The sequence below is a fragment of the Ruegeria marina genome (genome assembly GCF_900101475.1).
Lineage (GTDB): Bacteria > Pseudomonadota > Alphaproteobacteria > Rhodobacterales > Rhodobacteraceae > Ruegeria_B > Ruegeria_B marina.
Genome location: NZ_FMZV01000003.1, coordinates 242,673 through 265,100 on the forward strand (window position 1 = coordinate 242,673; position 22,428 = coordinate 265,100).

25 protein-coding genes are annotated in these 22,428 nt (G+C 63.3%); 11 read left to right on the top strand and 14 right to left on the bottom strand.

The window, feature by feature from the left end; all coding sequences use genetic code 11:
• The first annotated feature begins 102 nt into the window (after window positions 1–102).
• From BLT75_RS05860 to lpxK, 4 genes are all read left to right on the top strand, one after another.
• The gene (locus BLT75_RS05860) at window positions 103–1,449 is read left to right on the top strand and encodes a TldD/PmbA family protein (RefSeq protein WP_093029073.1); all 1,347 of its coding nucleotides are present in this window, start codon (window positions 103–105) and stop codon (window positions 1,447–1,449) included.
• Window positions 1,436–2,239 carry an inositol monophosphatase family protein gene (locus BLT75_RS05865; RefSeq protein WP_093028664.1) on the top strand — a complete coding sequence of 268 codons (804 nt, stop codon included), beginning with the start codon at window positions 1,436–1,438 and terminating at the stop codon, window positions 2,237–2,239. Before BLT75_RS05860 ends, BLT75_RS05865 begins: the two co-directional genes overlap by 14 nt.
• A 157-nt stretch (window positions 2,240–2,396) precedes the next feature.
• Window positions 2,397–3,626: a 3-deoxy-D-manno-octulosonic acid transferase gene (locus BLT75_RS05870; RefSeq protein ID WP_093028666.1), complete on the top strand. Its 1,230-nt coding sequence runs from the start codon at window positions 2,397–2,399 to the stop codon at window positions 3,624–3,626.
• Complete coding sequence (gene lpxK / locus BLT75_RS05875; RefSeq protein ID WP_093028668.1) at window positions 3,613–4,611, top strand: tetraacyldisaccharide 4'-kinase; 999 nt, start codon at window positions 3,613–3,615, stop codon at window positions 4,609–4,611. Before BLT75_RS05870 ends, lpxK begins: the two co-directional genes overlap by 14 nt.
• Window positions 4,612–4,614: 3 nt before the next feature.
• Here lpxK and BLT75_RS05880 read toward each other — a convergent pair whose 3' ends face one another.
• The 3 genes from BLT75_RS05880 to BLT75_RS05890 are packed head-to-tail and all read right to left on the bottom strand — an operon-like array spanning window position 4,615 to window position 6,924.
• The gene (locus BLT75_RS05880; protein WP_093028670.1) at window positions 4,615–5,733 is read right to left on the bottom strand and encodes a CaiB/BaiF CoA transferase family protein; all 1,119 of its coding nucleotides are present in this window, start codon (window positions 5,731–5,733) and stop codon (window positions 4,615–4,617) included.
• Entirely contained in the window at window positions 5,733–6,404 is a 672-nt protein-coding gene (locus tag BLT75_RS05885) for a DsbA family protein (protein ID WP_093028672.1), read from the bottom strand. The genes BLT75_RS05880 and BLT75_RS05885 overlap by 1 nt, the downstream gene beginning before the upstream one ends.
• A gap of 13 nt (window positions 6,405–6,417) precedes the next feature.
• On the bottom strand, window positions 6,418–6,924 hold the full coding sequence (locus BLT75_RS05890) for a DUF721 domain-containing protein (RefSeq protein WP_093028674.1): 507 nt from the start codon (window positions 6,922–6,924) through the stop codon (window positions 6,418–6,420).
• Between the two features lie 82 nt (window positions 6,925–7,006).
• Between BLT75_RS05890 and mutY the strand changes: the two genes are divergently transcribed.
• Entirely contained in the window at window positions 7,007–8,062 is a 1,056-nt protein-coding gene (mutY, locus tag BLT75_RS05895) for an A/G-specific adenine glycosylase (RefSeq protein WP_093028676.1), read from the top strand.
• A gap of 60 nt (window positions 8,063–8,122) precedes the next feature.
• Complete coding sequence (locus BLT75_RS05900; protein WP_093028678.1) at window positions 8,123–9,256, top strand: alkane 1-monooxygenase; 1,134 nt, start codon at window positions 8,123–8,125, stop codon at window positions 9,254–9,256.
• 89 nt (window positions 9,257–9,345) lie between these two features.
• On the opposite strand, the gene BLT75_RS05905 is transcribed toward BLT75_RS05900, so the two are convergent.
• From BLT75_RS05905 to BLT75_RS05920, 4 genes are all read right to left on the bottom strand, one after another.
• A complete protein-coding gene (locus BLT75_RS05905) occupies window positions 9,346–10,728 on the bottom strand; it encodes an adenylate/guanylate cyclase domain-containing protein (protein ID WP_093028680.1) in 1,383 nt (460 codons plus the stop codon).
• Window positions 10,729–10,889: 161 nt separating this feature from the next.
• A complete protein-coding gene (locus tag BLT75_RS05910; RefSeq protein WP_093029075.1) occupies window positions 10,890–11,993 on the bottom strand; it encodes a site-specific DNA-methyltransferase in 1,104 nt (367 codons plus the stop codon).
• A gap of 105 nt (window positions 11,994–12,098) precedes the next feature.
• Window positions 12,099–12,716, bottom strand: a complete 618-nt coding sequence (locus BLT75_RS05915) for a ribonuclease HII (RefSeq protein WP_093028682.1) — start codon at window positions 12,714–12,716, stop codon at window positions 12,099–12,101.
• Window positions 12,717–12,814: 98 nt separating this feature from the next.
• Complete coding sequence (locus BLT75_RS05920; RefSeq protein ID WP_093028684.1) at window positions 12,815–13,306, bottom strand: DUF3824 domain-containing protein; 492 nt, start codon at window positions 13,304–13,306, stop codon at window positions 12,815–12,817.
• 179 nt (window positions 13,307–13,485) lie between these two features.
• Between BLT75_RS05920 and BLT75_RS05925 the strand changes: the two genes are divergently transcribed.
• Window positions 13,486–13,773 carry a hypothetical protein gene (locus BLT75_RS05925; RefSeq protein WP_093029077.1) on the top strand — a complete coding sequence of 96 codons (288 nt, stop codon included), beginning with the start codon at window positions 13,486–13,488 and terminating at the stop codon, window positions 13,771–13,773.
• The gene (locus tag BLT75_RS05930; protein ID WP_093028686.1) at window positions 13,745–14,446 is read left to right on the top strand and encodes a winged helix-turn-helix domain-containing protein; all 702 of its coding nucleotides are present in this window, start codon (window positions 13,745–13,747) and stop codon (window positions 14,444–14,446) included. Before BLT75_RS05925 ends, BLT75_RS05930 begins: the two co-directional genes overlap by 29 nt.
• Before the next feature lie 3 nt (window positions 14,447–14,449).
• On the opposite strand, the gene BLT75_RS05935 is transcribed toward BLT75_RS05930, so the two are convergent.
• Entirely contained in the window at window positions 14,450–14,713 is a 264-nt protein-coding gene (locus BLT75_RS05935) for a hypothetical protein (protein ID WP_143028520.1), read from the bottom strand.
• Window positions 14,714–14,821: 108 nt separating this feature from the next.
• Between BLT75_RS05935 and BLT75_RS05940 the strand changes: the two genes are divergently transcribed.
• A complete protein-coding gene (locus BLT75_RS05940) occupies window positions 14,822–16,402 on the top strand; it encodes a DUF427 domain-containing protein (RefSeq protein WP_093028690.1) in 1,581 nt (526 codons plus the stop codon).
• A 12-nt stretch (window positions 16,403–16,414) separates the two neighbouring features.
• Here BLT75_RS05940 and BLT75_RS05945 read toward each other — a convergent pair whose 3' ends face one another.
• The 6 genes from BLT75_RS05945 to BLT75_RS05970 all read right to left on the bottom strand — a co-directional run bounded on the left by BLT75_RS05945 (window position 16,415) and on the right by BLT75_RS05970 (window position 20,013).
• Window positions 16,415–17,212 carry a DUF1217 domain-containing protein gene (locus tag BLT75_RS05945; protein WP_093028692.1) on the bottom strand — a complete coding sequence of 266 codons (798 nt, stop codon included), beginning with the start codon at window positions 17,210–17,212 and terminating at the stop codon, window positions 16,415–16,417.
• Window positions 17,209–17,613, bottom strand: coding sequence for a flagellar biosynthesis repressor FlbT (flbT, locus tag BLT75_RS05950; protein ID WP_093028694.1), 405 nt, complete (start codon window positions 17,611–17,613; stop codon window positions 17,209–17,211). The genes BLT75_RS05945 and flbT overlap by 4 nt, the downstream gene beginning before the upstream one ends.
• Window positions 17,610–17,987 (bottom strand): flagellar biosynthesis regulator FlaF, encoded by a 378-nt coding sequence (flaF, locus tag BLT75_RS05955; protein WP_093028696.1) that lies wholly within the window; start codon window positions 17,985–17,987, stop codon window positions 17,610–17,612. The genes flbT and flaF overlap by 4 nt, the downstream gene beginning before the upstream one ends.
• Window positions 17,988–18,052: 65 nt before the next feature.
• Entirely contained in the window at window positions 18,053–19,279 is a 1,227-nt protein-coding gene (locus BLT75_RS05960; protein WP_093028698.1) for a flagellin N-terminal helical domain-containing protein, read from the bottom strand.
• Window positions 19,280–19,487: 208 nt separating this feature from the next.
• The gene (locus BLT75_RS05965) at window positions 19,488–19,847 is read right to left on the bottom strand and encodes a flagellar export chaperone FlgN (protein ID WP_093028700.1); all 360 of its coding nucleotides are present in this window, start codon (window positions 19,845–19,847) and stop codon (window positions 19,488–19,490) included.
• Complete coding sequence (locus tag BLT75_RS05970; RefSeq protein WP_342727003.1) at window positions 19,837–20,013, bottom strand: rod-binding protein; 177 nt, start codon at window positions 20,011–20,013, stop codon at window positions 19,837–19,839. Before BLT75_RS05970 ends, BLT75_RS05965 begins: the two co-directional genes overlap by 11 nt.
• A 1,336-nt stretch (window positions 20,014–21,349) precedes the next feature.
• Between BLT75_RS05970 and fliK the strand changes: the two genes are divergently transcribed.
• A complete protein-coding gene (gene fliK / locus BLT75_RS24310) occupies window positions 21,350–21,721 on the top strand; it encodes a flagellar hook-length control protein FliK (protein ID WP_176827855.1) in 372 nt (123 codons plus the stop codon).
• 44 nt (window positions 21,722–21,765) lie between these two features.
• Window positions 21,766–22,389, top strand: coding sequence for a flagellar hook capping FlgD N-terminal domain-containing protein (locus BLT75_RS05980; RefSeq protein ID WP_245706382.1), 624 nt, complete (start codon window positions 21,766–21,768; stop codon window positions 22,387–22,389).
• Window positions 22,390–22,428 lie beyond the last annotated feature (39 nt).

The window sequence follows — 22,428 nt, forward strand, 5'->3', positions numbered from 1 at the left end:
GGGACCGGGCGCGAAACCTGCCCGGTTCTGCCATTTCGCGGCGCGGGGCTTGCAGCAGGCCCGGTCGGCGGCTACCTCGGTGACAGGATGACAGGAGGGGCCATGCCGCGCACCGCAGAAGAAATCAGCCACGCACTTCTGGATGCTGCCCGCACAGCGGGGGCCGAAGCCGCCGACGTGATGGTCACGCAAGGCACATCGGTCTCGGTCGAGGTGCGGAGCGGCAAGCTGGAACATGCCGAACGCTCCGAAGGCACCGACCTGGGGCTGCGGGTGTTCATCGGCAAGCGGCAGGCCATAGTGTCGAGTTCCGACAGTCGGCCAGAGACACTGGCCGCGATGGCGGAACGGGCGGTGGCCATGGCGCGTGAGGCGCCCGAAGACCCCTATGCCGGGCTGGCTGACCCGTCGGAGATCTGCCAGAGCCTTGATGCGGGCGCGCTGGAGCTTTGTGATCCGACCCCCGAACCCTCCGCCGAGGCATTGATGCAGGACGCGCTGGCCGCCGAGGCCGCGGCGCTGGCCGTCGCCGGCGTCACCCAGGTTTCGGCCGCAGGCGGCGGATACGGGGCCAATTCCATCCATATCGCCGCCACAAACGGGTTTTCCGGCGGCTACCGTCGCACATCGCGCTCGATCTCCTGCGTCGCGATTTCGGGAATCGGAACGGGCATGGAGCGTGAATATGACGGCGACAGCCGCACCTGGCAGGCGGACCTGCGCGACCCTGCCGAAATCGGGCGCATCGCCGGCGAACGCGCCGTTGCGGCGCAGGGCGCACGCAAGCCCGCGACCGGCAGTTTTCCGGTTCTGTTCGACGAACGCATCTCTTCCTCGCTGATCGGGCATCTGCTGGGTGCGGCCAATGGCGCGGCAATCGCGCGCGGGTCATCCTGGCTCAAGGACGCGCTGGGCGAACAGGTGTTGCCCGCCGGTCTGTCGGTGATCGAGGACCCGCATCGCCCACGCGTCTCGGGCTCGCGCCCTTTCGACGCCGAAGGGCTGCCGACCCGCCGCCGTGCCATCGTGGAAAATGGCGTGCTCACCGGCTGGACGCTGGACCTGGCCAGCGCGCGCAAGCTGGGGATGCGTTCGACCGCGAACGCGGCGCGGGGCATTTCCGGCCCGCCCTCGCCCAGCAACTGGAACATCGCCATGACGCAAGGCACGGCCAGCCGCGCCGAGTTGATGCGCGACATGGGGACCGGTCTGCTGGTGACATCCATGATCGGCTCGACCATCAACCCCAATACCGGCGACTATTCACGCGGGGCCTCGGGGTTCTGGGTGGAGAACGGCGAGATCGCCTATCCGGTCAACGAATGCACCATCGCGGGCAACCTGCGCGACATGCTGCTGCGGATGGTGCCCGCGAACGATGCCCGGACCTGGTTGTCGCGGGTGGTTCCATCGATCCTGATCGAGGGGATGACGCTTGCCGGAAACTGACCTGGAACTGCTGATCCGCGCCGCAAGGGCGGCCGGAGCTATCGCCACCCGCTATTCGGGTCGCGAGGCGCAGCGCTGGGACAAGCCTGACGGAGCGGGGCCGGTGACCGAGGCGGATCTGGCAGTGAACGCGCTGCTGGAGCAAATGCTGCCCGCAGCCCGACCCGGATACGGCTGGCTGAGCGAGGAGACCGAGGACAACCCGGACCGTCTGGACCGTGACCGGGTGTTCATCGTCGACCCGATCGACGGTACCCGCAGCTTTGCCGAGGGTTCACTTACCTGGGCCCATTCGCTGGCGGTGGCCGAGCGGGGCGTGGTGACGGCGGCGGTGATCTACCTTCCCATGCGCGATTTTCTGTTCTCGGCCGCCACCGGTACAGGCGCCTTCCTGAACGACACGCCGATCCGGGTTTCGGAACCGCAAACGCTGGCTGACGCACATATCCTCGCGGCGCGCCCGAACCTGCTGCCCGATCACTGGATCGGGCGCGCCGCGCCTGTGTTTCAGCGCGAATACAGGCCATCGCTCGCCTACCGGATGGCGCTGGTGGCGCAGGGACGTTTCGACGGGATGCTGACGCTGCGGCCCAGCTGGGAATGGGATATCGCTGCTGGCGACCTGCTCCTGCGCGAAGCGGGCGGCTTGTGCACCGACCGGTTCGGAACCGCCTTGCGGTTCAACAACAACTTGCCACGTCTTGCCGGTGTCATCGCGGGCGGAACTATGGTGCACGAAAGCCTGAGCGCGGCGCTCGACCCGGAAAGCACGGGCTTTCCGGCCCTTTGACGGCATGGCGCGTGGTCAACCCATCCTTGACCTGAACGGTGAAAGACGTAGGTTGCCGCGAATTTCCATGCCCAACTACCGGAACCACCCAATGTCCCGCGCCTTTCCTGACCATCATCGGTTCACCGGGCCTGCTGAAGCAGCGGGCAGATAGGTCGTGGCGCGGTCTCTCAGCCTTGCCGCCTATCGCGTGCTCAGTTGGAGGGGCGCACACCCTCCAGGCAAGGACATGCCGACGCGACCCGAAGGCGAGTTGCTCTGGATCCATGTCAACAACCGCAACCGGTTTCCGGCGCTTTGCGACCTTGCGCAGCGGCTGACGACCGTTCGACCCGGACTTTCCCTGCTTTTCACCATCCCGGCGGATACCCGGACGGATGACTGGCAGATACCCAGTGGGCTGGTTTCGGTTCTGCCCGAGGATCACCCGGTAGCGGCAAGACGTTTCCTGAACCACTGGACCCCCGACATGTGTCTGTGGTCGGGGGGGGGATTGCAACCGAACCTGATCGACGAAGCGGAACAGACAGGTTTGCCCATGCTCCTGATCGACGTGACCGAGCGCGACCTGACCACGCGGAGGCACCGTTGGTTGCCGGACCTGACCCGAACGGTGCTGGACTGTTTCGAGGTCATTCTCGCCAGCGACGAAGCGACCGCCCGGCATCTGCGCCGTTCCGGCATCGCCGCAACCAAGGTTCGGGTTGCGCAACCATTGCAGGTCAGTGCCAATCCTGCACCCTGGCCCGAGGACGAACTGGCCACCGTCAACGCCGCGCTCGGAGGAAGACCCGTCTGGCTGTCGGCCTGGACCCAGGCCAAGGAATTCATTTCCGTTCTGACGGCCCACCGCTTCGCCCTTCGGCTGCTGCACCGGGCACTGCTGATCGTGCATGTGGCCGATCGCGACGAAGCCGCGCCGCTGCGCGAACGCCTGGAGCGCATGGACCTGCGGTGCACCGATTGGGACAACGGGACCACGATCGACGACCATGCACAGGTGGTGATCAGCGCGGACCCCGAGGATCTGGGTCTGTGGTACCGGGTATCGCCCTTGACCTTCATGGGCAGTTCCCTGGAACCGGGCGCCGGTGGCCGTGATCCGCTGACTGCCGTCGCATTGGGCTCGGCGCTGCTATACGGTCCGAATGTGCGCAATCACATCGACACCTATGTCCGGCTGGCCTCGGCCGGAGCGGCACGTTCGGTCCGCGATGCCGAAGCGCTGGGATCGGAGGTCGTGCATCTGCTGGCGCCGGACGCGGCGGCCGCAATGGCGCTTGCCGGGTGGCAGGCGGTGACCGAAACTGCACATCTGACCGATCAACTGATCGAACTTGTCCAGGACCTGCTCGACCGAGAGAGAGCCGAACATGCGCATACCTGATTTCTGGCAAGACGACCCGGCAAAGCCGGGTTGGCGCGCCACCGCGCTGCGGCCGCTGGGAGCGCTTTACGCAGGGGCGACGGCCCGCCGCTTGCGAACCGGTCGACCGATCCGCGCCGGAGTGCCGGTGATCTGCATCGGAAACCTGAACGCGGGCGGCACCGGCAAGACGCCGACCGCCATCTGGGTGGTCGAGCGGCTGCGCGATGCGGGCCACGAGCCGCATGTCGTCACGCGCGGCTATGGGGGCGCGTTACAGGGACCGGTGCAGGTGGATCCGGGACGCCACCGGGCCGAACAGGTGGGCGATGAGCCGCTGCTGCTCGCCGCATTTTCCGAAGTCTGGGTGGCCAAGGACCGTGCCGCCGGTGTGCGGGCGGCGGAAGCTGCCGGCGCAACCGTCATCGTGCTGGACGACGGGTTTCAGAACCCGGCCGTTGTAAAGGATTTCTCGGTCATCGTGGTCGATGCGGCGCAGGGGTTCGGCAACGGGTTGTGCATTCCGGCCGGGCCGCTGCGCGAACCGGTGGATGTCGGGTTGAAGCGCGCCGATCTGGTGCTGTCGCTGGGGGATGCCACGGCCCAGGCCGCGTTCCTTGCCCGATGGGGCGCGCGCGTGGACCTGCCGCATGCCACGGCGGAACTGAAGCCGCTGAAAACAGGCATGGATTGGGCGGCAACCCCTGTGCTGGCCTTTGCCGGTATCGGCAACCCGGCCAAGTTCTTTCGCACACTCCGGCAGGAAGGGGCCGAAGTGCTGCGGGCCGAGGCGCTTGACGATCATCAGCCGCTGACCCCGGCGCTGATGTCCCGGCTCGAATCCGAGGCGCGGCAACTCGGCGCGCAGATGGTGACCACGGAAAAGGACGCCGTGCGATTGCCACCTGCATTCCGGTCCAAGGTGATCACCCTGCCGGTTCGGCTGGAAATGGCGGATTCGGACCGGGTGCGCGAGATGCTGTTGGCGATTGCGCCCGCGCCCTGAGGCTCAGCCGTCCTCGCCCAGTTTCGGAGCAGGCCGGTGCAGGGCCAGGTCGGCATCCGAGAACCGGAACGGTGCGCGGATACCCGGCACGCCCCGAAGCGCGATCTGCATGCCGCGCGCGATCACCTGTGGGTCTGCCATCACCTCGGCCATGTCGTTGATCGGCCCGGCGGGAATGCCCTGCGCCTCGCAGGCGGCGAGCAACTCGGCCTTGGCACGGGTGGCGGTGGCGCCGTTCAGGCGCGCGATCATGACCCGGCGGTTGGCCAGTCGGTCGCGGTTCTTCAGGAACTCGGGCGCCTCGGCCATGTCGTCGAGACCCAGCACCCGGCACAGCCGCTGGTATTGCCGGTCGTTTCCGGTGGCGATGATGATATGGCCGTCGGCGCAGTCGAACACCTGGTAGGGCGCAAGGTTGACATGAGCGTTCCCCATGCGCGGCGGCACCGCGCCGGTGGTGAGAAAGTTCAGCGCCTGATTGGCGGTGACCGCCACGGCCACGTCCAGCAGCGCCATGTCCACGTGCTGCCCGCGACCGGTACGGTCCCGCTGGTGCAGGGCGGCAAGAATGCCGGCCACCGCGTAGATGCCGGTAAAGATGTCGGTGATCGCCACGCCCGATTTCTGCGGCTGGCCTTCGGGCTCGCCCGTGATCGACATCAGCCCGGACATGCCCTGGATGATGAAATCGTATCCGGCACGATGCGCATAGGGGCCGTCCTGCCCGAACCCGGTGATCGAGCAATAGATGAGCCGGGGGTTGATCGCCGACAGGGATGCGTAATCCAGCCCGTACTTGGCCAGCCCGCCAACCTTGAAATTCTCGATCAGGATATCGGCGTCGCGCACCAATGTGCGCACTTTCTCCTGGCCTTCGGCAGTCGCGAAATCGGCAACCACCGACGCCTTGCCGCGATTGGTGGAATGGAAATAGGCGGCAGACACATCGTCGTCCCGGGTGACAAAGGGCGGCCCCCAGGCGCGGGTATCGTCGCCTGCGGGGCTTTCGACCTTGATCACCTCGGCGCCGAGGTCCGACAGGGTCTGGCCGGCCCAAGGGCCGGCCAGTACGCGCGCCAGTTCGACGACCTTCAGACCCGCAAGCGGCGCTGCCCTGGTCATCAGTTCGCCAGTTCTGCCTCGATCAGGGCCTTGAAATCAGCATAGGGCTGGTTTTCCACCTTCTTGCCGTTGACGATGAAACTGGGGGTCGAGTTGATCTCGTCGCGAGTGGCGTGTTCCTGGTACCAGGCGACAAGGGTCTGCGCCATCGTCGCATCGCCCAGGCAGGCGTCGAGCTTGTCGTTGTCTATCCCCGCCAGACGCCCGATCTTGCGCAACTCGTCGGCGATCTCGGCCGGGCCGCCCGCACGCGACCACTCGGATTGCCCTTTGAAGATCAGGTCGGTGATGCCAAAGAACTTCTCGGGCCCGCCGCAGCGCGCGACCATCGAGGCCCACAGGCCGTAGCGGTCGAAATACACCTCGCGATAGATGAAGCGCACCTTGCCGGTGTCGATGAAATCGGCCTTGAGCTGCTTGTAGCCATCCTCGTGAAAGCGGGCGCAATGCGGGCAGGTGTAGGAGGCGTATTCGATGATCTCGACCGGCGCGTCCTCGGCGCCCTGCACCATGTCGGCGATACTCGAGGTATCGACCTCGGCCTGCTGCGCGTCGGCGCTGCCGATCAGCGGCGAGGCCGGCAGGTTGCCGGACGATGACGGCAGGCTCAGCCAATAGGCGCCGGCGGCAATTGCCACGGCGGCGCAGATCACGGTTCCCATACGGCTCATTTCAGCCCCTTTCTTATGATTTCTGCTTCGATAAAACGCTCTGCGCCAGTCTTTCAAGGGCAGCACGCAATTCTTCATCTTTCGCGCCCTGCGCCACGCGGGCCGCTTCGGTCGCGATTTCCGGCGCAGGTCCGGCGGCGGCGGCTTTGGGCCGGTGCTCGAATGTGGCCTGCCCTTCGGCAAAACCCGTCGGCGCGGTCTGGGTGATGCGCACGCGGCTGATGGCATTGTAGCCGTAGGCGGCGTTGACCCGTTCACGCAATTGTTCCTTCTGCATTTCCAGCATAGGAGCCTGCGCGCCTGTCGTCAGCACCGTGAGTGTCGCGCCGAACCCGTTCTTGCCATAGCCGATGCTGACCGGGCGCGCGATGGCGGCCAGATCCTGCCCGACGATCTCGGGCCAGTGGGTCAGCACCCGGCTCACCGCAAACCCCCGGCTTTCGCCGGCACGGCGGATCTGGTCGCCCAGCAGGATTGCCGTGCGCTTGAAACCGCGGGTCGAGGAACGTCTGTCTGTCATCTGGTATCCGACTCTGATGGCGCTATTCTAAGTCCCGGGCGCGGCGGCGCCAGCGAAACCGGACGGTCAGGGGGAAATTTCCGTGCGCGATGAACAACACATTGGCGTGAGTGCGCAATTGCTGGCCTGGTACGACCTGCATGCCCGGGAAATGCCATGGCGGGTTGGCCCGGCGGCGCGCGCCGCCGGGGTGCGCCCCGCCCCCTATCGCGTGTGGCTGTCCGAGGTCATGCTGCAACAGACGACCGTGGCGGCGGTGCGCGACTATTTCCGGCGGTTCACTGCCCGCTGGCCCACGGTCGAGGCGCTTGCCGCCGCCCCGGACGAAGCGGTGATGGGCGAATGGGCCGGCCTTGGATATTACGCCCGCGCCCGCAACCTGCTGAAATGCGCCCGGGTGGTGGCGCGTGACCATGGCGGCCAGTTCCCCGACACTTACGCGGGGCTGATCGCCCTGCCCGGCATCGGCCCCTATACCGCCGCCGCGATCGCCGCCATTGCCTTTGACAGGGCGGAAACAGTGCTCGACGGCAATGTCGAACGGGTCATGGCGCGGCTTTACGACATTCACGATGCGCTGCCGGGGTCCAAGCCGGTGTTGAAGGATCATGCCGCCGCGCTGACGCCCCTGGACCGGCCCGGCGACCATGCGCAGGCGGTGATGGACCTGGGCGCCACGATCTGCACCCCGAAATCGCCCGCCTGCGGCATCTGCCCGCTACGTGACCCCTGCCTTGGGCGTGCACGCGGCACCGCCCCCGACCTGCCCCGCAAGGCCCCGAAGAAGGACAAGCCAGTACGCCTGGGCCATGTCTACCTAGCGCGGCATGCCGATGGCGGCTGGCTGATGCAGCGGCGGCCCGATCGCGGCCTCTTGGGCGGAATGCTCGGCTGGCCCGGGTCGGACTGGTCCGAGGCTCCCGACCCTGCGCCACCCTTCGCGGCGCAATGGCGCGAACTGGCGGGTGAGGTGCGGCATACCTTTACCCATTTCCACCTGATCCTGCGCATTCACACCGCTGAATTGCCCGATGGACCGCCCCCCGAAGGCCTGCATGTGGTGGGCAAGCACGCGTTTCGTCCCTCGGAGCTGCCAACCGTGATGCGCAAGGCATATGACCTGTGGCGCGGCCAATAGACCGATGGGCAGGGGCCGGAAATACGTCTAGGATTCAGGCAGTCCGTTGCGGAGCATGCGATGATCGCCCCTGAGAAACTGTCGCGCTGGCAAAGCGCCCTGCCCTTCTGGATCTCTTACCTTTTGGTGCCACTGGTCTGGCTTGCTGCGCTTAAAGGCGGCTGGTGGCTGCTGGCCGTGCCGCTGGCCACTTGGTGGACCTTTGCCATCCTCGATCAGGCAACCGGGCCGAACCTGGAAAACGCCGATCCGGACACCGGCGAAGAGGCACTGGGCTGGTATATCCTGCTGACCAGGCTCTGGGTGCCGGTGCAGTTCATCACACTCTACGGCCTGATCTGGTACGCCACCCGCGCCGACCACCTTTCCACTGGAGAACGGATTGCGTTGTTTTTTGGCGTCGGTGTCATCACTGGGACCATCGGGATCAACTATTCCCACGAGTTGATGCACCAGAAGGACCGGTTCGAACGCTGGCTGGGCGATATCCTGCTGGCGATGGTGCTCTATTCGCATTTCCGGTCGGAACACCTGCTGGTGCATCACCGCTATGTCGGCACCCCGCGCGACCCGGTGACCGCGCGCTACAATGAAGGGTTTCACCGGTTCTATCCTCGGGTTCTGGTGCAATGCCTGCGCTCGGCCTTTCGCGCCGAACGCGAGATGCTGGCGCGCCGGGACAGGCGGTGGAGCGACCCATCCAACCCGTTCTGGCGCTACTGGACGCTTCAGTCTGTCATGATCCTGCTGGCCGGTCTGCTGGGCGGCTGGGCCGGCGTGGGCCTGTTCCTGGTGCAGGCCGGGGTGGCTGTCTGGCAACTGGAACTGGTCAACTACGTCGAACACTACGGGCTGACGCGCAAATATCTGGGCGAAGGCAAGTATGAACATGTCAAGCCGCGCCATTCCTGGAATTCGGCGCAAAAGGCGTCGAACTGGCTGCTGATCAACCTGCAACGCCATTCCGACCATCACTACAAGCCAGACCGCCGCTTTCCGCTTTTGCAGAACCACACCGAGGCCGACGCGCCGCAACTGCCCTATGGCTATCCGGTGATGACGGTGGCGGCGCTGATCCCGCCGCTCTGGCGGCGGGTGATGAACCCTCGCGTGCGGGCTTGGCGGCGGCAATACTATCCCGAGATTGCCGACTGGAAGCCCTATAACAAGGCGCTGAATCCGGCCCCGCGCTGACCCTCGGCGCGCGGTACGCGCGCCGCCCGGCCCAACGGGAGGCGGCGCATCTGCGATGCGCCGACCGACGGGCGGGAGAGGCGCCGGCCTCAGAGCGTCCAGACCGTCATCGGCTCGGCGATGCCCGGCAGGCACTCGTTCTCGTGTTTGCGGAACCCGTCCAGCAGGGCGCTCTTGCCGCCGGTTTCAAACAAGACCCGGTCGTACAACCCGTCGCTGATCACGATATCCGCTCTGCAAATGCGGGTCTGCGCCTCAAGCTTGGCCGCGACATTCACGGTATTGCCGATCACCGCGAACTCCAGCCGGTTCGCACCGATGTCGCCCAGTACGGCAGGGCCGAAATGCAGGCCGATGCCAATGTGGATCTCGGGCTCGTCCGCCTGTCGCCGCTCCTGGTTCCAGGTCTCGATCTCGGCCACCATGTCCCGGGCGCAGGCCAGCGCGTTGGTGGCGTCATGCTCACCCGCCACGGGTGTCCCGAACGTCGCCATCAACCCGTCGCCAAGATATTTGTCGAGCGTCCCGTAGTGGCGGAACACCTGCCCCTCCATCCGGGCATGAAACCCGCGCAGAACCTCGATCACCTCGTAAGGATCGCGGCCCGAGGCAAAGCGGGTGAAGCCAACGATATCGATGAACAGGACGGCGATATCCGCCTGCCGCACCTGTTTGAGCGGCTCGTCGTTCTGGCTGAGCGCATCGACCACGTTGGGCGAGAAATAGCGCGACAAGTTGGCCCGCTCGCGCTCCAGTCCGGCGTTTGTCATCAACAGGCGGCTGAACCTGCGCGAAGATACGCCAAGCGTGACCGCGACGATGAGGAACACAACCACTTCCTGAACCCGCATGGCGGGCATGAAGCTGCCGGGGTCCATGAACTTGGCCACATCGGGAAATCCTGAAAACGCCTCTGCCGCGCGGGCGGACAGGTCGGGAAATGGCGTGGCAACCCACCAGGCCGCGATCCATCCCAGCGTCCACATGCCGGCGGTCCAGCTTCCGATGGCAAAGACCGTGCGCCAGGAATAGGCCAGTGTTCCGGCCGCGAGGATCACGAAGAAATACTGGAAATTGTCGAACCGGTACTGCATCGCCAGGGGCTGCACGTCATCGGAAAACGGGTTTGGTACGATCATGCCCAATGTCATGATCAAGAGGTCGACAAAAATCAGGAACAGCTCGGTTCGCGATTGGCCCACCCGGCCGGCGCGCCTGATGAACCAGCCGTTCAGCGCGATCAGGCCAAGGATGCAGTGGTAATAGACAACCTCCCACTGCGGATTGACAAAGACCAGCAGCACCGCGATGACCGCCATCGCGACCCAGCGCGCACGCACCGCCAGTTCCAGACCCTCGCGCTTGTGCCGTTCCAGCGCCGCCTCGGTGAACCGGTTGTCCAGATCGAACTCGTCCGGTTGCGTGAAGAAAAAGCGCTCGCGTCGGCGTGCCGGTGCTGTGCTGTCGGCCATTTGAGGCAGCTCCTCGTTCCTGCGGTCGAGATAGGCATGATAGCCTTATCCACAAACCGTTTGCGACAAAGAAAAAAACCCCGCCGGACAACGGCGGGGCAAGGTGTAGTGCCTTGTGTCAGGCCACAGGCACCGGCGGTATTCTTGGAATTTTCAGAAGTTCAGTTTTCCAGTTCCGACCGGATCTGCTGGCGCAGCACGTCGATCGGCACGACCTTGCCGTCGCGCTTGAAGCACCAGTAGGTCCATCCGTTGCACGAGGGCGCGTTTTCCAGAAAAGCGCCGACCTGATGGATCGAGCCCTTGATATTCTGGCCGATCAGGGTGCCATCGGCGCGCACCTTGGCCTTGTGGCGCTGGTTCATGCTGTAAAGCTCTTCGCCCGGACGCAGCATGCCACGCTCGACCAGCTGGCCGAAGGGAATGCGCGGCTCTGCCCGCTTGCCCGCCGAGACCTGCAACGCCTCGCGGTCGAACTTGCGCACCTTGGCGATGCGTTTTTCGGCAACCTGCCTGTAGGCGTCCTCGCGCTCGATGCCGATGAACTCGCGTCCCAGCATCTTGGCGACCGCGCCGGTGGTACCGGTGCCGAAGAACGGGTCGAGCACCACGTCGCCCGGGTTGGTCGATCCCACCAGAATTCGATGCAGCAGCGCCTCGGGCTTTTGCGTCGGATGCGCCTTGTCGCCGTTTTCATCCTTGAGCCGTTCGTGTCCGGTGCAGATCGGCATGACCCAATCGCTGCGCATCTGCACACCTTCGTTCAGCGCCTTGAGCGCCTCGTAGTTGAACGTGTACTTGCCGCCTTCGGATTTCGAGGCCCAGATCATCGTCTCATGCGCATTGGTGAACCGCTTGCCGCGGAAATTCGGCATCGGGTTCGACTTGCGCCAGACTACGTCGTTGAGAATCCAGTAGCCAGCATCCTGAAGCGCCGATCCGACCCGGAAGATGTTGTGGTACGAACCGATCACCCAGATCGCGCCGTTCGGTTTCAGCAGACGCCGCGCGGCCTTCAGCCAGTCTCGGGTGAACCGGTCATAGGTGGCAAAGCTGGAAAACTGGTCCCAGTGGTCGTCGACCGCATCGACCTGGCTGTTGTCCGGGCGGTGCAACTGCCCCTTGAGTTGCAGATTGTACGGCGGGTCCGCAAAAATCAGGTCGACGGACGCCGCCGGCAATGAGTTCATCACCTCGACGCAATCGCCGGAAAGAATCGTGTTTAACGGGAGCGCGGTTGCGCCCTGTGTCTTTGTGGTCGTCATCTTCTGCCTCAGGTTCCACGGCGCTTTTGCGCTCATTTGGTTAACGACAGGATGAGTCAAACCGGATTCCCGGTCAATTTCTTTTTTGAATCAGCGGGTTACAAATTACTCTTGATACAATATCTTGTGCACGGGCCCGAACGAACGCCTATGGTGTGGGGTTGGGCCAAGATGTTGAAGGGCCGCACGATGTTCAGCTGTGGGATATCCGGCATTTCTTTCCCAACCGTATCCCGGATGCTGTTGCGCCAAATCCACCATCAGCCGATCGCGCCATGTTTTCGCCACAATTGAAGCCGCAGAGATCGACACGGACCGGGTATCGCCCTTGACTACAGGTTGCGCCGGAATGGCGATACCCTGGGGAATCATGTTACCGTCGATCAGCAGGAAGTCGGGCGCCGGATCCAGCGCTTCGACCGCGCGCCGCATTGCCAGATGCGAGGCACGCAGGATGTTGAACTGTTCGATCTCCTCGACAGTGGCCTCTCCCACTGCAACCTCGGCGGCTTGCCTGAGCAGATCATTCAACAAGGTGCGCCGCTTGCCAGTCAACTTCTTGGAATCGTTCAACCCTTCGGGAATGGCATCGACATTCAGGATGACAGCGGCGGCCACCACCGGGCCGGCCAGCGGACCGCGCCCCACCTCGTCGACCCCGGCAATGCGGAGAAACCCACGCCCGGCAAGGTGCTTTTCCAATTCGAAATCCGGATATTCCATGTCATTGGCAAATCGCAATTGAACGCCCAAGACAAGAAAAAATGAGCAGGGGGGTATCCCCCCTGCCCGCGGGCGCGATGCGCGCCGTACTGCTCGGGTCAATGGTTATGGGAAATCCGGTAGCCAAACTGGCGCAGGCAGTTCGGTTCGTACCCGGTTCGGGTCCGTTCGCCGTTCCAATAGGACACCTTGCACTGTTGCGGCAGGCTGTCCGCATGGCCGTAGCTACGCGACAAGCAGCGGGCCCCCAGCACAGGGCCGTTGCCACGGTATCCGTCTTCCTGCCGCAAGCATTGCGAGGGCAGGTTGAAGCGCGCCACATCCTGCGGCAAGGGCCGTGGAGGCAAGGGATAGGGTTTGCCCTGGTACGGGGCCAGGTAAGGTTTGCCATGGTCGCGCGAGACGTGCTGCTCTTGCTGTTCGCGCCGGTCCTTTCTCTTGTCATAGTGATGGATCGCAGCGCCCAGAATGGCGATTGCGGCAAGCCCACCAAGAATGTCGTGCGCGTCGGCCGCCCGGGCCTGGCTTGCGGATATGCCGGTGACTGTGATTGCGCTTGCGACCACAAAGGCGATGAACTTGCGATGCATTGTTTGTTTCCTTTCGAGGCGGAGTTGCGAAAGCCGCCGAGAGACGGGCGATCCTGATGGCACCAACCTGCGGCCGGTCCCGCCAGACAAGCAATATCGCCGCCTTGTTATCGGATATCAGGCTGCGCATCGCCCTGTTGTTATTGAATATCCTGCGTTGCAGGCGCAGGATCACAACCATGAGACACATCATCCCCACCATGGCCGCGCTGGCCCTGCTCCTGCTGCCGGTTCCGGCTCGTGCTGCCGACTGCTATGCCGATTACAAGGCCAAGCAGGAGCAACCCCTTCGCCTTCATTACGGAGTCATGCAGGTCACGGCCTGTTCGGCCGAACAGGCAGCGCCAGAGGTTGCCACCCGCCTGCAGGCTGCCGGCTGGACCCTGCTGAACGTGATTTCGGTCTTCGGTCCCGAGGGCCTCGACAAGAGGAAGGCCGATGCCGGACCCAATTTTCTCCGTTTCTGAAGCGCGGCGCTCAGGCACACGGCTGATCGGGATGGGGATCGCGGCGATCGTGGCGATCCTGGCAACGGCTGCCACCTTTCTGTTTCTCACCCTGCCCGACGCCAACGCGTTCAACGCGCGGGTCGAGCGCGTGTTCGTGGAAAACGACCTGACCACCCAGGCTGAAGTTCGCCTGCTCGAAATTCTCGCCCAGTCCGGCACTGCCTTTGCCGATACGCTGTCAAGCTATCGCATGGTGATCTTCGTTCTGCTGGTCTTTGCCAGTGCGATGATGATCGCAGCGCTGGTCTTTCTGGCGATGCTGGTGCTGATCAACCGGCGCATGGCCCAGATCGAGCGCACGGGAATCCAGGTCACATCGCTGCTGATCAGCCGCGACGAGAACACAGTTTATCTCAACAACATGGAATTTCAGCTGACCCCAGCCGCCATCGAGACCCTTGCCGTGCTGGCCGAGGCGCGGATGGACGACGAAGTGCTGTCGGGCGCGCAGATCGAGGCCGTGATCTCGGGCCGGGATGCCTCCGATTGCGAAGAGGCCGCTGGCGCCACCCGAATCAAGCGGTTGCGCGATACGCTGGGCAACCAGATGATCAGCGCCCTTCTGGTCAAGAACATCGCCAAGCGCGGCTATATGCTGGCGATAGAGAAATCCGTCATCCAGATGGTCTGACACTCAGTGATTGGGCGACGGGCGGCCCTGCGCAGGGGATGACCGTGTGTTCGGCGGCCAGGCCGGGCACTTGCAGCGCGCCATGTTGTCGAGAATCAGTTCATCCCGGATATGCGGGCAGCCATAGCCCGGCTGGCTGATCAGCCGGCCCGGATTTTCGCGCGCCTGACACACCGCGATACAGATACATTGGTCACGTGTCGGTTGCAGCAGTTTACGGCCCTGCGCCGACGCCGACCCGGCCAAGACCAGGCCAATAAATGTCATCAGTACAAGTCGCATCCACTATCCGCCGGTAAAATCCCCGCGCGGGCCCTTGGATTTCGGAGCCGGGTCGCCCATCCTTTGTAGGGACGGGCAAAAAGGAGGCCGCTCATGAACGTCCATGCCACGCCGCCCGGTCAAGGTTACGGCATCCGGACCGAACCGCTCAAGGGTCGCGTCGAGATTTACCGGGGCAATACGCTGCTGGCGGCGACATCCCGCGCAAAGGTGATGTACGAAACCCGGCTTTCCCCGACCGTCTACGTTCCGCGCGAAGACGTGTTGGTGCGCCTTGAGGACAGTTCCGGGTTGCAGACCTTCTGCCCTTTCAAGGGCACGGCCACCTACCAAGACATCCTGATCGATGGCGACCGCGTGGCAAACGCCGTCTGGGCCTATGACAATCCACTGCCCGAAAGCGAGGGCATTCGCGGTCACGTCGGCTTCATGCAGGGCGTCTACACGCGGATGGAACTGGGTGAGAACGAACTGCATCAGGACGACCCCGGCCATATCAGCGGCCCGCTGGTGGATTGGCTCTTGCGCGGGGCGTCGCATATCCGCAGTCCCGAGGCGTTCACCATGGCACTGGCCGAAAAGATGCTCGAACAGGGCATTCCCGTGTCTCGCATCGGGGTGATGGTCTGGTCGCTGCATCCCCTGATCGCCGGCAAGCATTACATCTGGGAAAAGGACAAGACCGAGATCTCGACCTATGCCCCGACCTATGAGGTACATGACAGCCCGGCCTATCAAAACAGCCCGCTGCGGCATGTCTCGAACGGCTTGGGCGGCGTGCGCCAGCGACTGACCGTCACCAACCCCGAAAACAGCTTTCCGATCATGGAAGATCTGAGGGCGCGGGGCGCAACCGACTATGTCGCAATGCCTCTGCCATTTTCGGATGGCCGCACCAATGTCCTGACCCTGACCTGCGATCAGCCGGACGGGTTCTCCACCGCCAATCTGGGTCTGGTGTTCGAATGCGTGGCGGTGATCGGACGCTATTACGAGGTCTTCATGCAGCACGAGAATGCCCGGTCACTGCTGGAAACCTATGTCGGCAAACGCACCGGCGCGCGGGTTCTGGGTGGCGACATCCGGCGTGGGGATGGCGACGAAATCGATGCCGCCATCATGTTCTGCGACCTGCGCGGCTCGACCCGCCTCGAGTCGGAGCTGGGCCGTGCGCCCTACATCGGCTTGCTGAACCGGTTTTTCGAAACCGTCTCGGACATCGTACATGCCCATGACGGAGAGGTCCTGAAATTCATCGGCGACGCGGTGCTGGCCGTATTTCCAGGCGCCGAGGCCCCCGCAACCGCACAGCGCAACGCCTTGGCCGCGGCAACCGAAATCGTGGCGACCCTGTGTGGCGATGCCGGTGACGGGCCGAAGCTCGATTGCGCCATCGGCCTTGCCTATGGCCAGGTGACCTACGGCAACGTCGGTTCACGCGAACGGCTGGATTTCACTGTTATCGGCCAGGCTGCCAATGTTGCGGCCCGATTGGGAGACTACGGCAAATCAGCCGGTCACCGGGTCGTCGTGTCGGACGATTTCCAGCCGATTTGCCGCGATTGCCTGCCGCTGGGGGCGGTAATGCTGCACAATGTGGCCGAACCGGTCAGGTGTTACGCAGTGTCGTCCGCGGCGGCAACGGTCGCGAGCGAAGTCAACGCCGGTGCCTGATGCTGCCATCCGTCACGAAAAGCCCCCCAGAAGGGTCAAGGCATTCTGCGCGGCTGAGGTTCCCGGGAACTGGCTGCTGATCTGCGCCCGCGCCAGATAGGCGACCGTGACCTTTTCCACCATGTCAGGGTCCGTGAACTGGGACACGTTTGCGGAACCGGTCAGTGCCTGCAGCTTGTCCTTGAAGATTTCAAGCTGCTTGTCGATGTCGATCCGGCCCAGTCCCGATGGCAGACCCAACGCGGTTTCCATCATCTGCCGCAAGGGCGGCGTCCCCATCAGGCTGAACCATTTCGCGTTCTCGCCCGATCTGTCCTGAGCCAGAGCCTTCAGCTCGTGCCGGGCATAGAGCGCGATGCGCATGCTCTCGTCCTGGGTACCGATCGCCTCTTCAAAGCCCGCAGCCTCATGACGGGCGACGATATCCTCCATGAAGGTCACCAACCCGGTGGTACGGATCTCTCCCGGTCCCAGGCCGAACGCCTTGGAGAACTCGCGGTAGCGCTTGTCGGACAGCTTGTTGGCCAGCGCATCCGGCGATGCGGTGCCGTCCTCGAGTATCTTGCGGACGAAATAGATGTTGTTGACATCGTCCTGAAGCCCGAACGCCCCCAGCGCCACCTGCAACAGCCGCCTGTCCGACACGAGATCCTCGGCCGTTTTCACCGTGCCGATTTTCTCCATGAAATAACTGGTTTCGCGATTTCTTGTGGTCGAATTCGAGAAATTGTGCAGCTGACTGTCATAGGTTCGCTGCAGGAATCGCCAGCCCGCGATCCCGTTCGCGACGAGGACGGGCTGGAAACTCATAGCGGACGCAGCGCCAGAATGCGCTCCTCTCGCGGGAGCAGTCCGCGCAGGGCCTTGAGGCATTTGTAGTGATGTTCAGCCAGCAACGCCTCCGTCGCCTCGGCCAGAATCTTGCGGCTGTCGCGATCGGTGAAGACCTGGCTCAACTCCTCGATCCGACGCAACAGCGACAGTTTGGCGGCGGACGGGTCGCTGTCGCCGGAGAGGACAAGCTGTGCCGCATAGCACACGCGGCGCACCGGGGTTGTCGCTTCCTCGGGATGGATTGCGTCCCGCAAACGCAGGATGTTGGCGTCGGGCGTCATGATCGAGAGCCGCCCGCGGCGGTCTCCATTCTCGATCACCGCACCGTTGATCAGAACCCGCTCCTTTGGCGCGAGTTTGAGAACAAGGCCGCTCATGTCGCTGACCCTCCGTGACGAAGACCGCGCAGAACGGCCGTGTTGATTTCCAGAAGCGGCCGCACGGACGCCTCGCGGCGCAGCACCTTGCTGGTATGCACCTGGGTGAACTCGGCCAGATAGAACAGACGCGCCCGAAGATCGGCTGGCAGGCCGTTGGCACCGTCCGCGACCTCTGCGGCCAGAACGCTCCAAAAGCGATTGTTGTCGTGCAAAGCCTCAACCAGGGCGCCGAACCCGACACTGCCGCGCTTTGCGGCGCTGTGCATACGATGCGTGATCCTGGACAAGACCTGGTATTCCATGTTCCGCGGCGTCCGGATCGGGGCGGAAGCGGCCGAATAGGCCTGGCGTGCCTGTAAAAGCGCGTTCACGTGATGTCCTTACTGTTGGGAGATATCGGGCAGGGGCCGGGGCGCGAACGCCCCGGCCGGAACGCTTAGCGGAACAGCGACAGGATCGACTGCGGTGCCTGGTTGGCGATCGACAGCGACTGAACGGCCAGCTGCTGCTGGACCTGAAGCGCCTGCAGGCGCGCCGAGGTCTCTTCCATGTCGGCATCCACCATCGAACCGATACCCGACTTCAACGAGTCGGTCAGGTTCGAGATGAAGGTATTCTGGGTCTCGATCCGACCTTGCACCGAACCAAAGGCCGCGGCCGCATCGATCGCGGTGTCGATCAAGGTTTCGATCGAACCCAGAGCGGCTGCCGCACCGGCCGAGTTCGACACGTCGATCGCCGCCAGCGCGCCCAAGCCACCGGAGTTGGCATTGGTAAACTGGCCGGACACGTGCAAGCTGTCGGTGCCGCCATTTGTTATCACCAGCCGCCCCGAGTTCGCGGCGTTGTAATCCACCGTCACATTGGCACCCGAAGCCTCGATCGCCGCCTTCATACCTACCGCGATGACATCTGCCGCAGAGGTCGAGGCGATGTCTTCAGCGGTGACAGTATAGCTCACCTCTGTATCGCCCAGGCGGATTGTGAAGCTGTCGCCCGCAGCGTAAGATGCGGTGCCATGCGGTTCGAACTCGATCTGGCCGTTGTCGTCGGTCCCCCCGTTGGCATCCAGCGAGAAGCCGAAGCTGTCCTGCCCGTCCGCGGAAACACCGTTGGTATTGGTGGCATCGAACACGGCTTTGGCGGTGTAGCCACCGGTGGACAAGTTCTGCCCTGCTACGGTGATCGAAGATGCGGTCACATTGCCCGCATTGTCACGGTCGAGCGAGGCGAGGACCGAGGCAGACGCGGCGGTACCGTTGACCAGGTTGAGTCCGTTGAACTGGGCCGCGCCAACAACCGCAGCGATCTGGTCCTTGAGCGCGGTAACGTCGGCGTTGATCTTGGTGCGGTCGACGTTGTCTTCCTGAGCCGCAACGATCTTCCCCTTCATCTGGGTAAGAAGGTCGGTCACGGTTTCCGCCGCATTGCGGGCGACGGCGACAGTCGATTCCCCAAGGCTCAGACTGTCCTTGATCGCCTTGAACCCCTTGACGTCGGATTCCATCACTTTCGAAATGGCCCAGACGGCAGAGTTGTCTTTTGCAGTGGACACGTTTTTGCCGGTCGAGATCGCGTTCTGGGTCTGACCCAGGTTCATGTTCACCGACTTGAGGGTCTGCAACGCCACCATGGCGCCATTGTTCGTCAGAATGCTGGACATAGCATCATCCTTTGATCTAGCGGGCCTTTGGCCCATGTTTGGATCCGCCCGTTGAGGCGATGTGGAACGTCTTTCTGACAACTGCGAAAGTCCGAAGCCGGTCTCGCGCCACTCTCACTTCGAGGTGCGTGGCCACAATTGCCCCTGATCTCCTAATGGATCGCTAAGACGCCCCGGCCCCATTCGTTGAATTTGACTCAATTCCACCTCAGGCCCTTTTTTCCAGCTGCGAACTGCGCAAGGCAGAGAACCGGCGTTTCTGACCAGCGCCATCATAGGTTTCAAGCCCCTGGCGCACCCGACGAAGCTCGGCCAGCCGGTTGGCGACGGTGCGAATCCCGTCGAGCGCGCTTTTCAGCAACGCCTGATTGCGCACGACTTTGCGATGCAGCGGCTCGAGTTGTTCGCGGCTCAGGTCGGGCATCGCGTTGAGCCCCGTCACCAGTCTTTCCTTTTCCTGGCTCAATGCCCCGAGTCGCTCCAAGTCACCTTTGATCAGAACCGTCTTCTCCTGATCGAGCAAATCGTCCAGCGCCCTCAGAAGTGCGCCCGAGTCATCATGTTTCATCCTGTCTCTCCGCCATTGCGTTGAAAAATGCTTCTGCCAGTCCGACACCGCCGGCCCGTGCCATTTGTTCCGCCTGTTTCTGGACGAGGAACGAGCTGAACTGTTCTTCGCCGCCGCCGCCGCCGAATCCATCGCGCGCACGCCCCAGGCCCGAAGCCTTGAGCATCTCTGCCAGAAAAACCGCCTCCAGCTGGACGGCGGATTCCCGAATTGCCGAGGCGGGTGTTTCCGGCCTTGCCCGGCCCCATGGTTTCATAGTGGGAAGAAGTTCCATCAGTAACCTCGAAATCATTTCGAACTGTCCTGATCAGATCGAAAATCGGTTAAATTAATCGTAACCGAATTGGGCAATGGTCAGCGGTAGAACAAACGGGTTTCGCATGACTTCACTGACCTTTTCCCAACTTTCGCCGGCGACAGGAAACACCAGGGTCCTGGACGGCAAAACGGAAGATCAGGCACGGCCCCCTGATCAGATCGGCCCGGATTTTTCCGCGGTTTTCTTTGCAGTTCAGGTCACGGGGACGAACGGCCACGCGCCCGAAGCGGACCCCGATCTGGACCATGGCCAACCGCAGGCCAAGGCAGAGGCCGATTCTCGGGCGGACGTTCCTGAGGAAGGGGGCCCTTTTGAAGTAAAAGTGCAAGAGAACGGATTGCCAAATGGCGCGACACGGGATGAACGGGGACTGACCGGCAATCGAACCCTTCAGTCGACCGTCTGGCCCGGCCACCGGACAATGGCTCGGCAAGACCCGGAACAACCTGTTGGACCGCCAGAAAAAGCGGGGCGGGTACGCGTGTCGGACGATTTGCTTGCACCCGTTGCCCCCGGCGTGGCAACGCAACTCTCTCGACGAAACAGTGACAGTCGCGCGGCAGTCGCGGCCGCAGCTTCCGAATTCAAGCAGAATGCCGGGCAACAGGCGCGTCCGTCATCCCCGGCCGATCCCTTTCGGCAAATCGCGCCGATTGGCACATCCTCGGCGGGCCATTCGGAAAGCACAAAACAAGACCGGTTTGCTGCGGATGCGCCGGTATCGCCGGCGAATTCCATGCCGCCCGACGCAATGACCGCGGTCAATGGCCGGACCGGCGAAAAGGCAAGACAGCACCCGCTGGACCGTTTTCAACCGCAACAGGCCACCATCGCGGGCAGCCTGAAAGAACCGTCAGCCGCGATCCGCGCTGACCGGGGCCGGGTAACCGAGTCCCGCAGTGAAAATGCGCAACACATGGACATCGTTTCCGCCCGGCGGCCTGATGGGCCGGTCGCGGTCCCGATGGGACAGCCGAAACATATACCGGTTGTTACAGTACAATCTGAGGGCATCCTTGCTCAGGATCCAAAACGCGCGGCAACCGAACACAAACTTGCGCTTTCCTGGGATGACGCAAGGCACGGCATCCCGGGATCTCAGGCAGTTCAGGGGAACGGGCCGATTGTGGCACCAACCGCCGCCGCTGCGCCAAACGAAACCGCGCACCGGATTGCACATCAGATGGTTTCGGCATTCGTCGACAGCCGCGAAGCTGGCACGGTTGATGTCCGGCTGAATCCGAAGGAACTCGGCTCGGTCCAGATGACCCTGAAGGCGCAGGACGGAGGCTTGGCGCTGGCGATTCTCGCCGAACGGCCGGAAACACTGGACCTGATGCGCCGGCACATAGACCAGCTCTCGGCCGAGTTCCGCGCCATGGGCTACAGCGATGTGGCGTTCAGCTTTGGCAACAGGGATACCGGGGCCGGCTCCTCCCGCCAGGAAACGCAAGACAGACCGCAAGTCATTTCGTCAGGCGCGGATATCGAACATGGTGAAGCGGATGCAGGCCGCTCGAAGATCTCCACCGGCACTTTGGACATAAGGCTCTGACAATGACTCCACCGATTGCCCCCGCCGCCTACAGCGCAGTGCAAATGCCAGCGTCTTCCGCGCGCCCAGAGAAAAGCGGTGTCTCGGATTTCGACACGTTCATCCGTATGCTTACGACCCAGGCCCGGTACCAGAACCCGCTGGAGCCTCTTGATTCCTCGGAATATGCGTCGCAGCTGGCGCAGTTTTCGATGGTCGAGCAGCAGACAAAGACCAACGACACGCTCGTCGCGCTGGTGGAAAAACTCGGCGCCACAGACATGGCCCGACTCTCGAGCTGGATCGGCAAGGAGGCACGCGCCATCGCGCCGGCCCATTTCTCGGGACAGCCGATCACAATTTCACCCGCCCCCCTGGCGGCTGCGGACAAGGCCTTCATCGTGGTTCGCGATTCCGCGGGCGAGATCGTCGATCGTTTCGAAGTGCCGATTTCCGCGGAACCGGTTACATGGTCGGGTCAGGATGAAACCGGATCCCTGCGTCCCGAAGGGTTGTACAGCTTCGCGATCCAGAGTTACGAGGCCGAGGAACTGCTGCTCGAGGAAGCAAGCGCCGTCTATCATCCGGTTACCGAGGCTCAGATCGAAGGGAACGAAGTGATCTTGATCCTCGAAGGCGGTCAGGCAATCTTGGCCTCGATGGTAACCGGGGTGCGCGCCAACGGTTGAGCCTTGCGCCGGGCCGTCGCAAAGGGCAATCCGGCCCGA

Coding starts and splice junctions, on each gene's coding strand:
- BLT75_RS05860 (WP_093029073.1), top strand. CDS start 103: ATGCCGCGCACCGCAGAAGAAATCAGCCACGCACTTCTGGATGCTGCC.
- lpxK (WP_093028668.1), top strand. CDS start 3,613: ATGCGCATACCTGATTTCTGGCAAGACGACCCGGCAAAGCCGGGTTGG.
- BLT75_RS05880 (WP_093028670.1), bottom strand. CDS start 5,733: ATGACCAGGGCAGCGCCGCTTGCGGGTCTGAAGGTCGTCGAACTGGCG.
- BLT75_RS05885 (WP_093028672.1), bottom strand. CDS start 6,404: ATGAGCCGTATGGGAACCGTGATCTGCGCCGCCGTGGCAATTGCCGCC.
- BLT75_RS05890 (WP_093028674.1), bottom strand. CDS start 6,924: ATGACAGACAGACGTTCCTCGACCCGCGGTTTCAAGCGCACGGCAATC.
- BLT75_RS05900 (WP_093028678.1), top strand. CDS start 8,123: ATGATCGCCCCTGAGAAACTGTCGCGCTGGCAAAGCGCCCTGCCCTTC.
- BLT75_RS05905 (WP_093028680.1), bottom strand. CDS start 10,728: ATGGCCGACAGCACAGCACCGGCACGCCGACGCGAGCGCTTTTTCTTC.
- BLT75_RS05910 (WP_093029075.1), bottom strand. CDS start 11,993: ATGACGACCACAAAGACACAGGGCGCAACCGCGCTCCCGTTAAACACG.
- BLT75_RS05915 (WP_093028682.1), bottom strand. CDS start 12,716: ATGGAATATCCGGATTTCGAATTGGAAAAGCACCTTGCCGGGCGTGGG.
- BLT75_RS05920 (WP_093028684.1), bottom strand. CDS start 13,306: ATGCATCGCAAGTTCATCGCCTTTGTGGTCGCAAGCGCAATCACAGTC.
- BLT75_RS05925 (WP_093029077.1), top strand. CDS start 13,486: ATGAGACACATCATCCCCACCATGGCCGCGCTGGCCCTGCTCCTGCTG.
- BLT75_RS05930 (WP_093028686.1), top strand. CDS start 13,745: ATGCCGGACCCAATTTTCTCCGTTTCTGAAGCGCGGCGCTCAGGCACA.
- BLT75_RS05935 (WP_143028520.1), bottom strand. CDS start 14,713: ATGACATTTATTGGCCTGGTCTTGGCCGGGTCGGCGTCGGCGCAGGGC.
- BLT75_RS05940 (WP_093028690.1), top strand. CDS start 14,822: ATGAACGTCCATGCCACGCCGCCCGGTCAAGGTTACGGCATCCGGACC.
- BLT75_RS05945 (WP_093028692.1), bottom strand. CDS start 17,212: ATGAGTTTCCAGCCCGTCCTCGTCGCGAACGGGATCGCGGGCTGGCGA.
- flbT (WP_093028694.1), bottom strand. CDS start 17,613: ATGAGCGGCCTTGTTCTCAAACTCGCGCCAAAGGAGCGGGTTCTGATC.
- BLT75_RS05960 (WP_093028698.1), bottom strand. CDS start 19,279: ATGTCCAGCATTCTGACGAACAATGGCGCCATGGTGGCGTTGCAGACC.
- BLT75_RS05965 (WP_093028700.1), bottom strand. CDS start 19,847: ATGAAACATGATGACTCGGGCGCACTTCTGAGGGCGCTGGACGATTTG.
- BLT75_RS05970 (WP_342727003.1), bottom strand. CDS start 20,013: ATGCTCAAGGCTTCGGGCCTGGGGCGTGCGCGCGATGGATTCGGCGGC.
- fliK (WP_176827855.1), top strand. CDS start 21,350: ATGGTTTCGGCATTCGTCGACAGCCGCGAAGCTGGCACGGTTGATGTC.
- BLT75_RS05980 (WP_245706382.1), top strand. CDS start 21,766: ATGCCAGCGTCTTCCGCGCGCCCAGAGAAAAGCGGTGTCTCGGATTTC.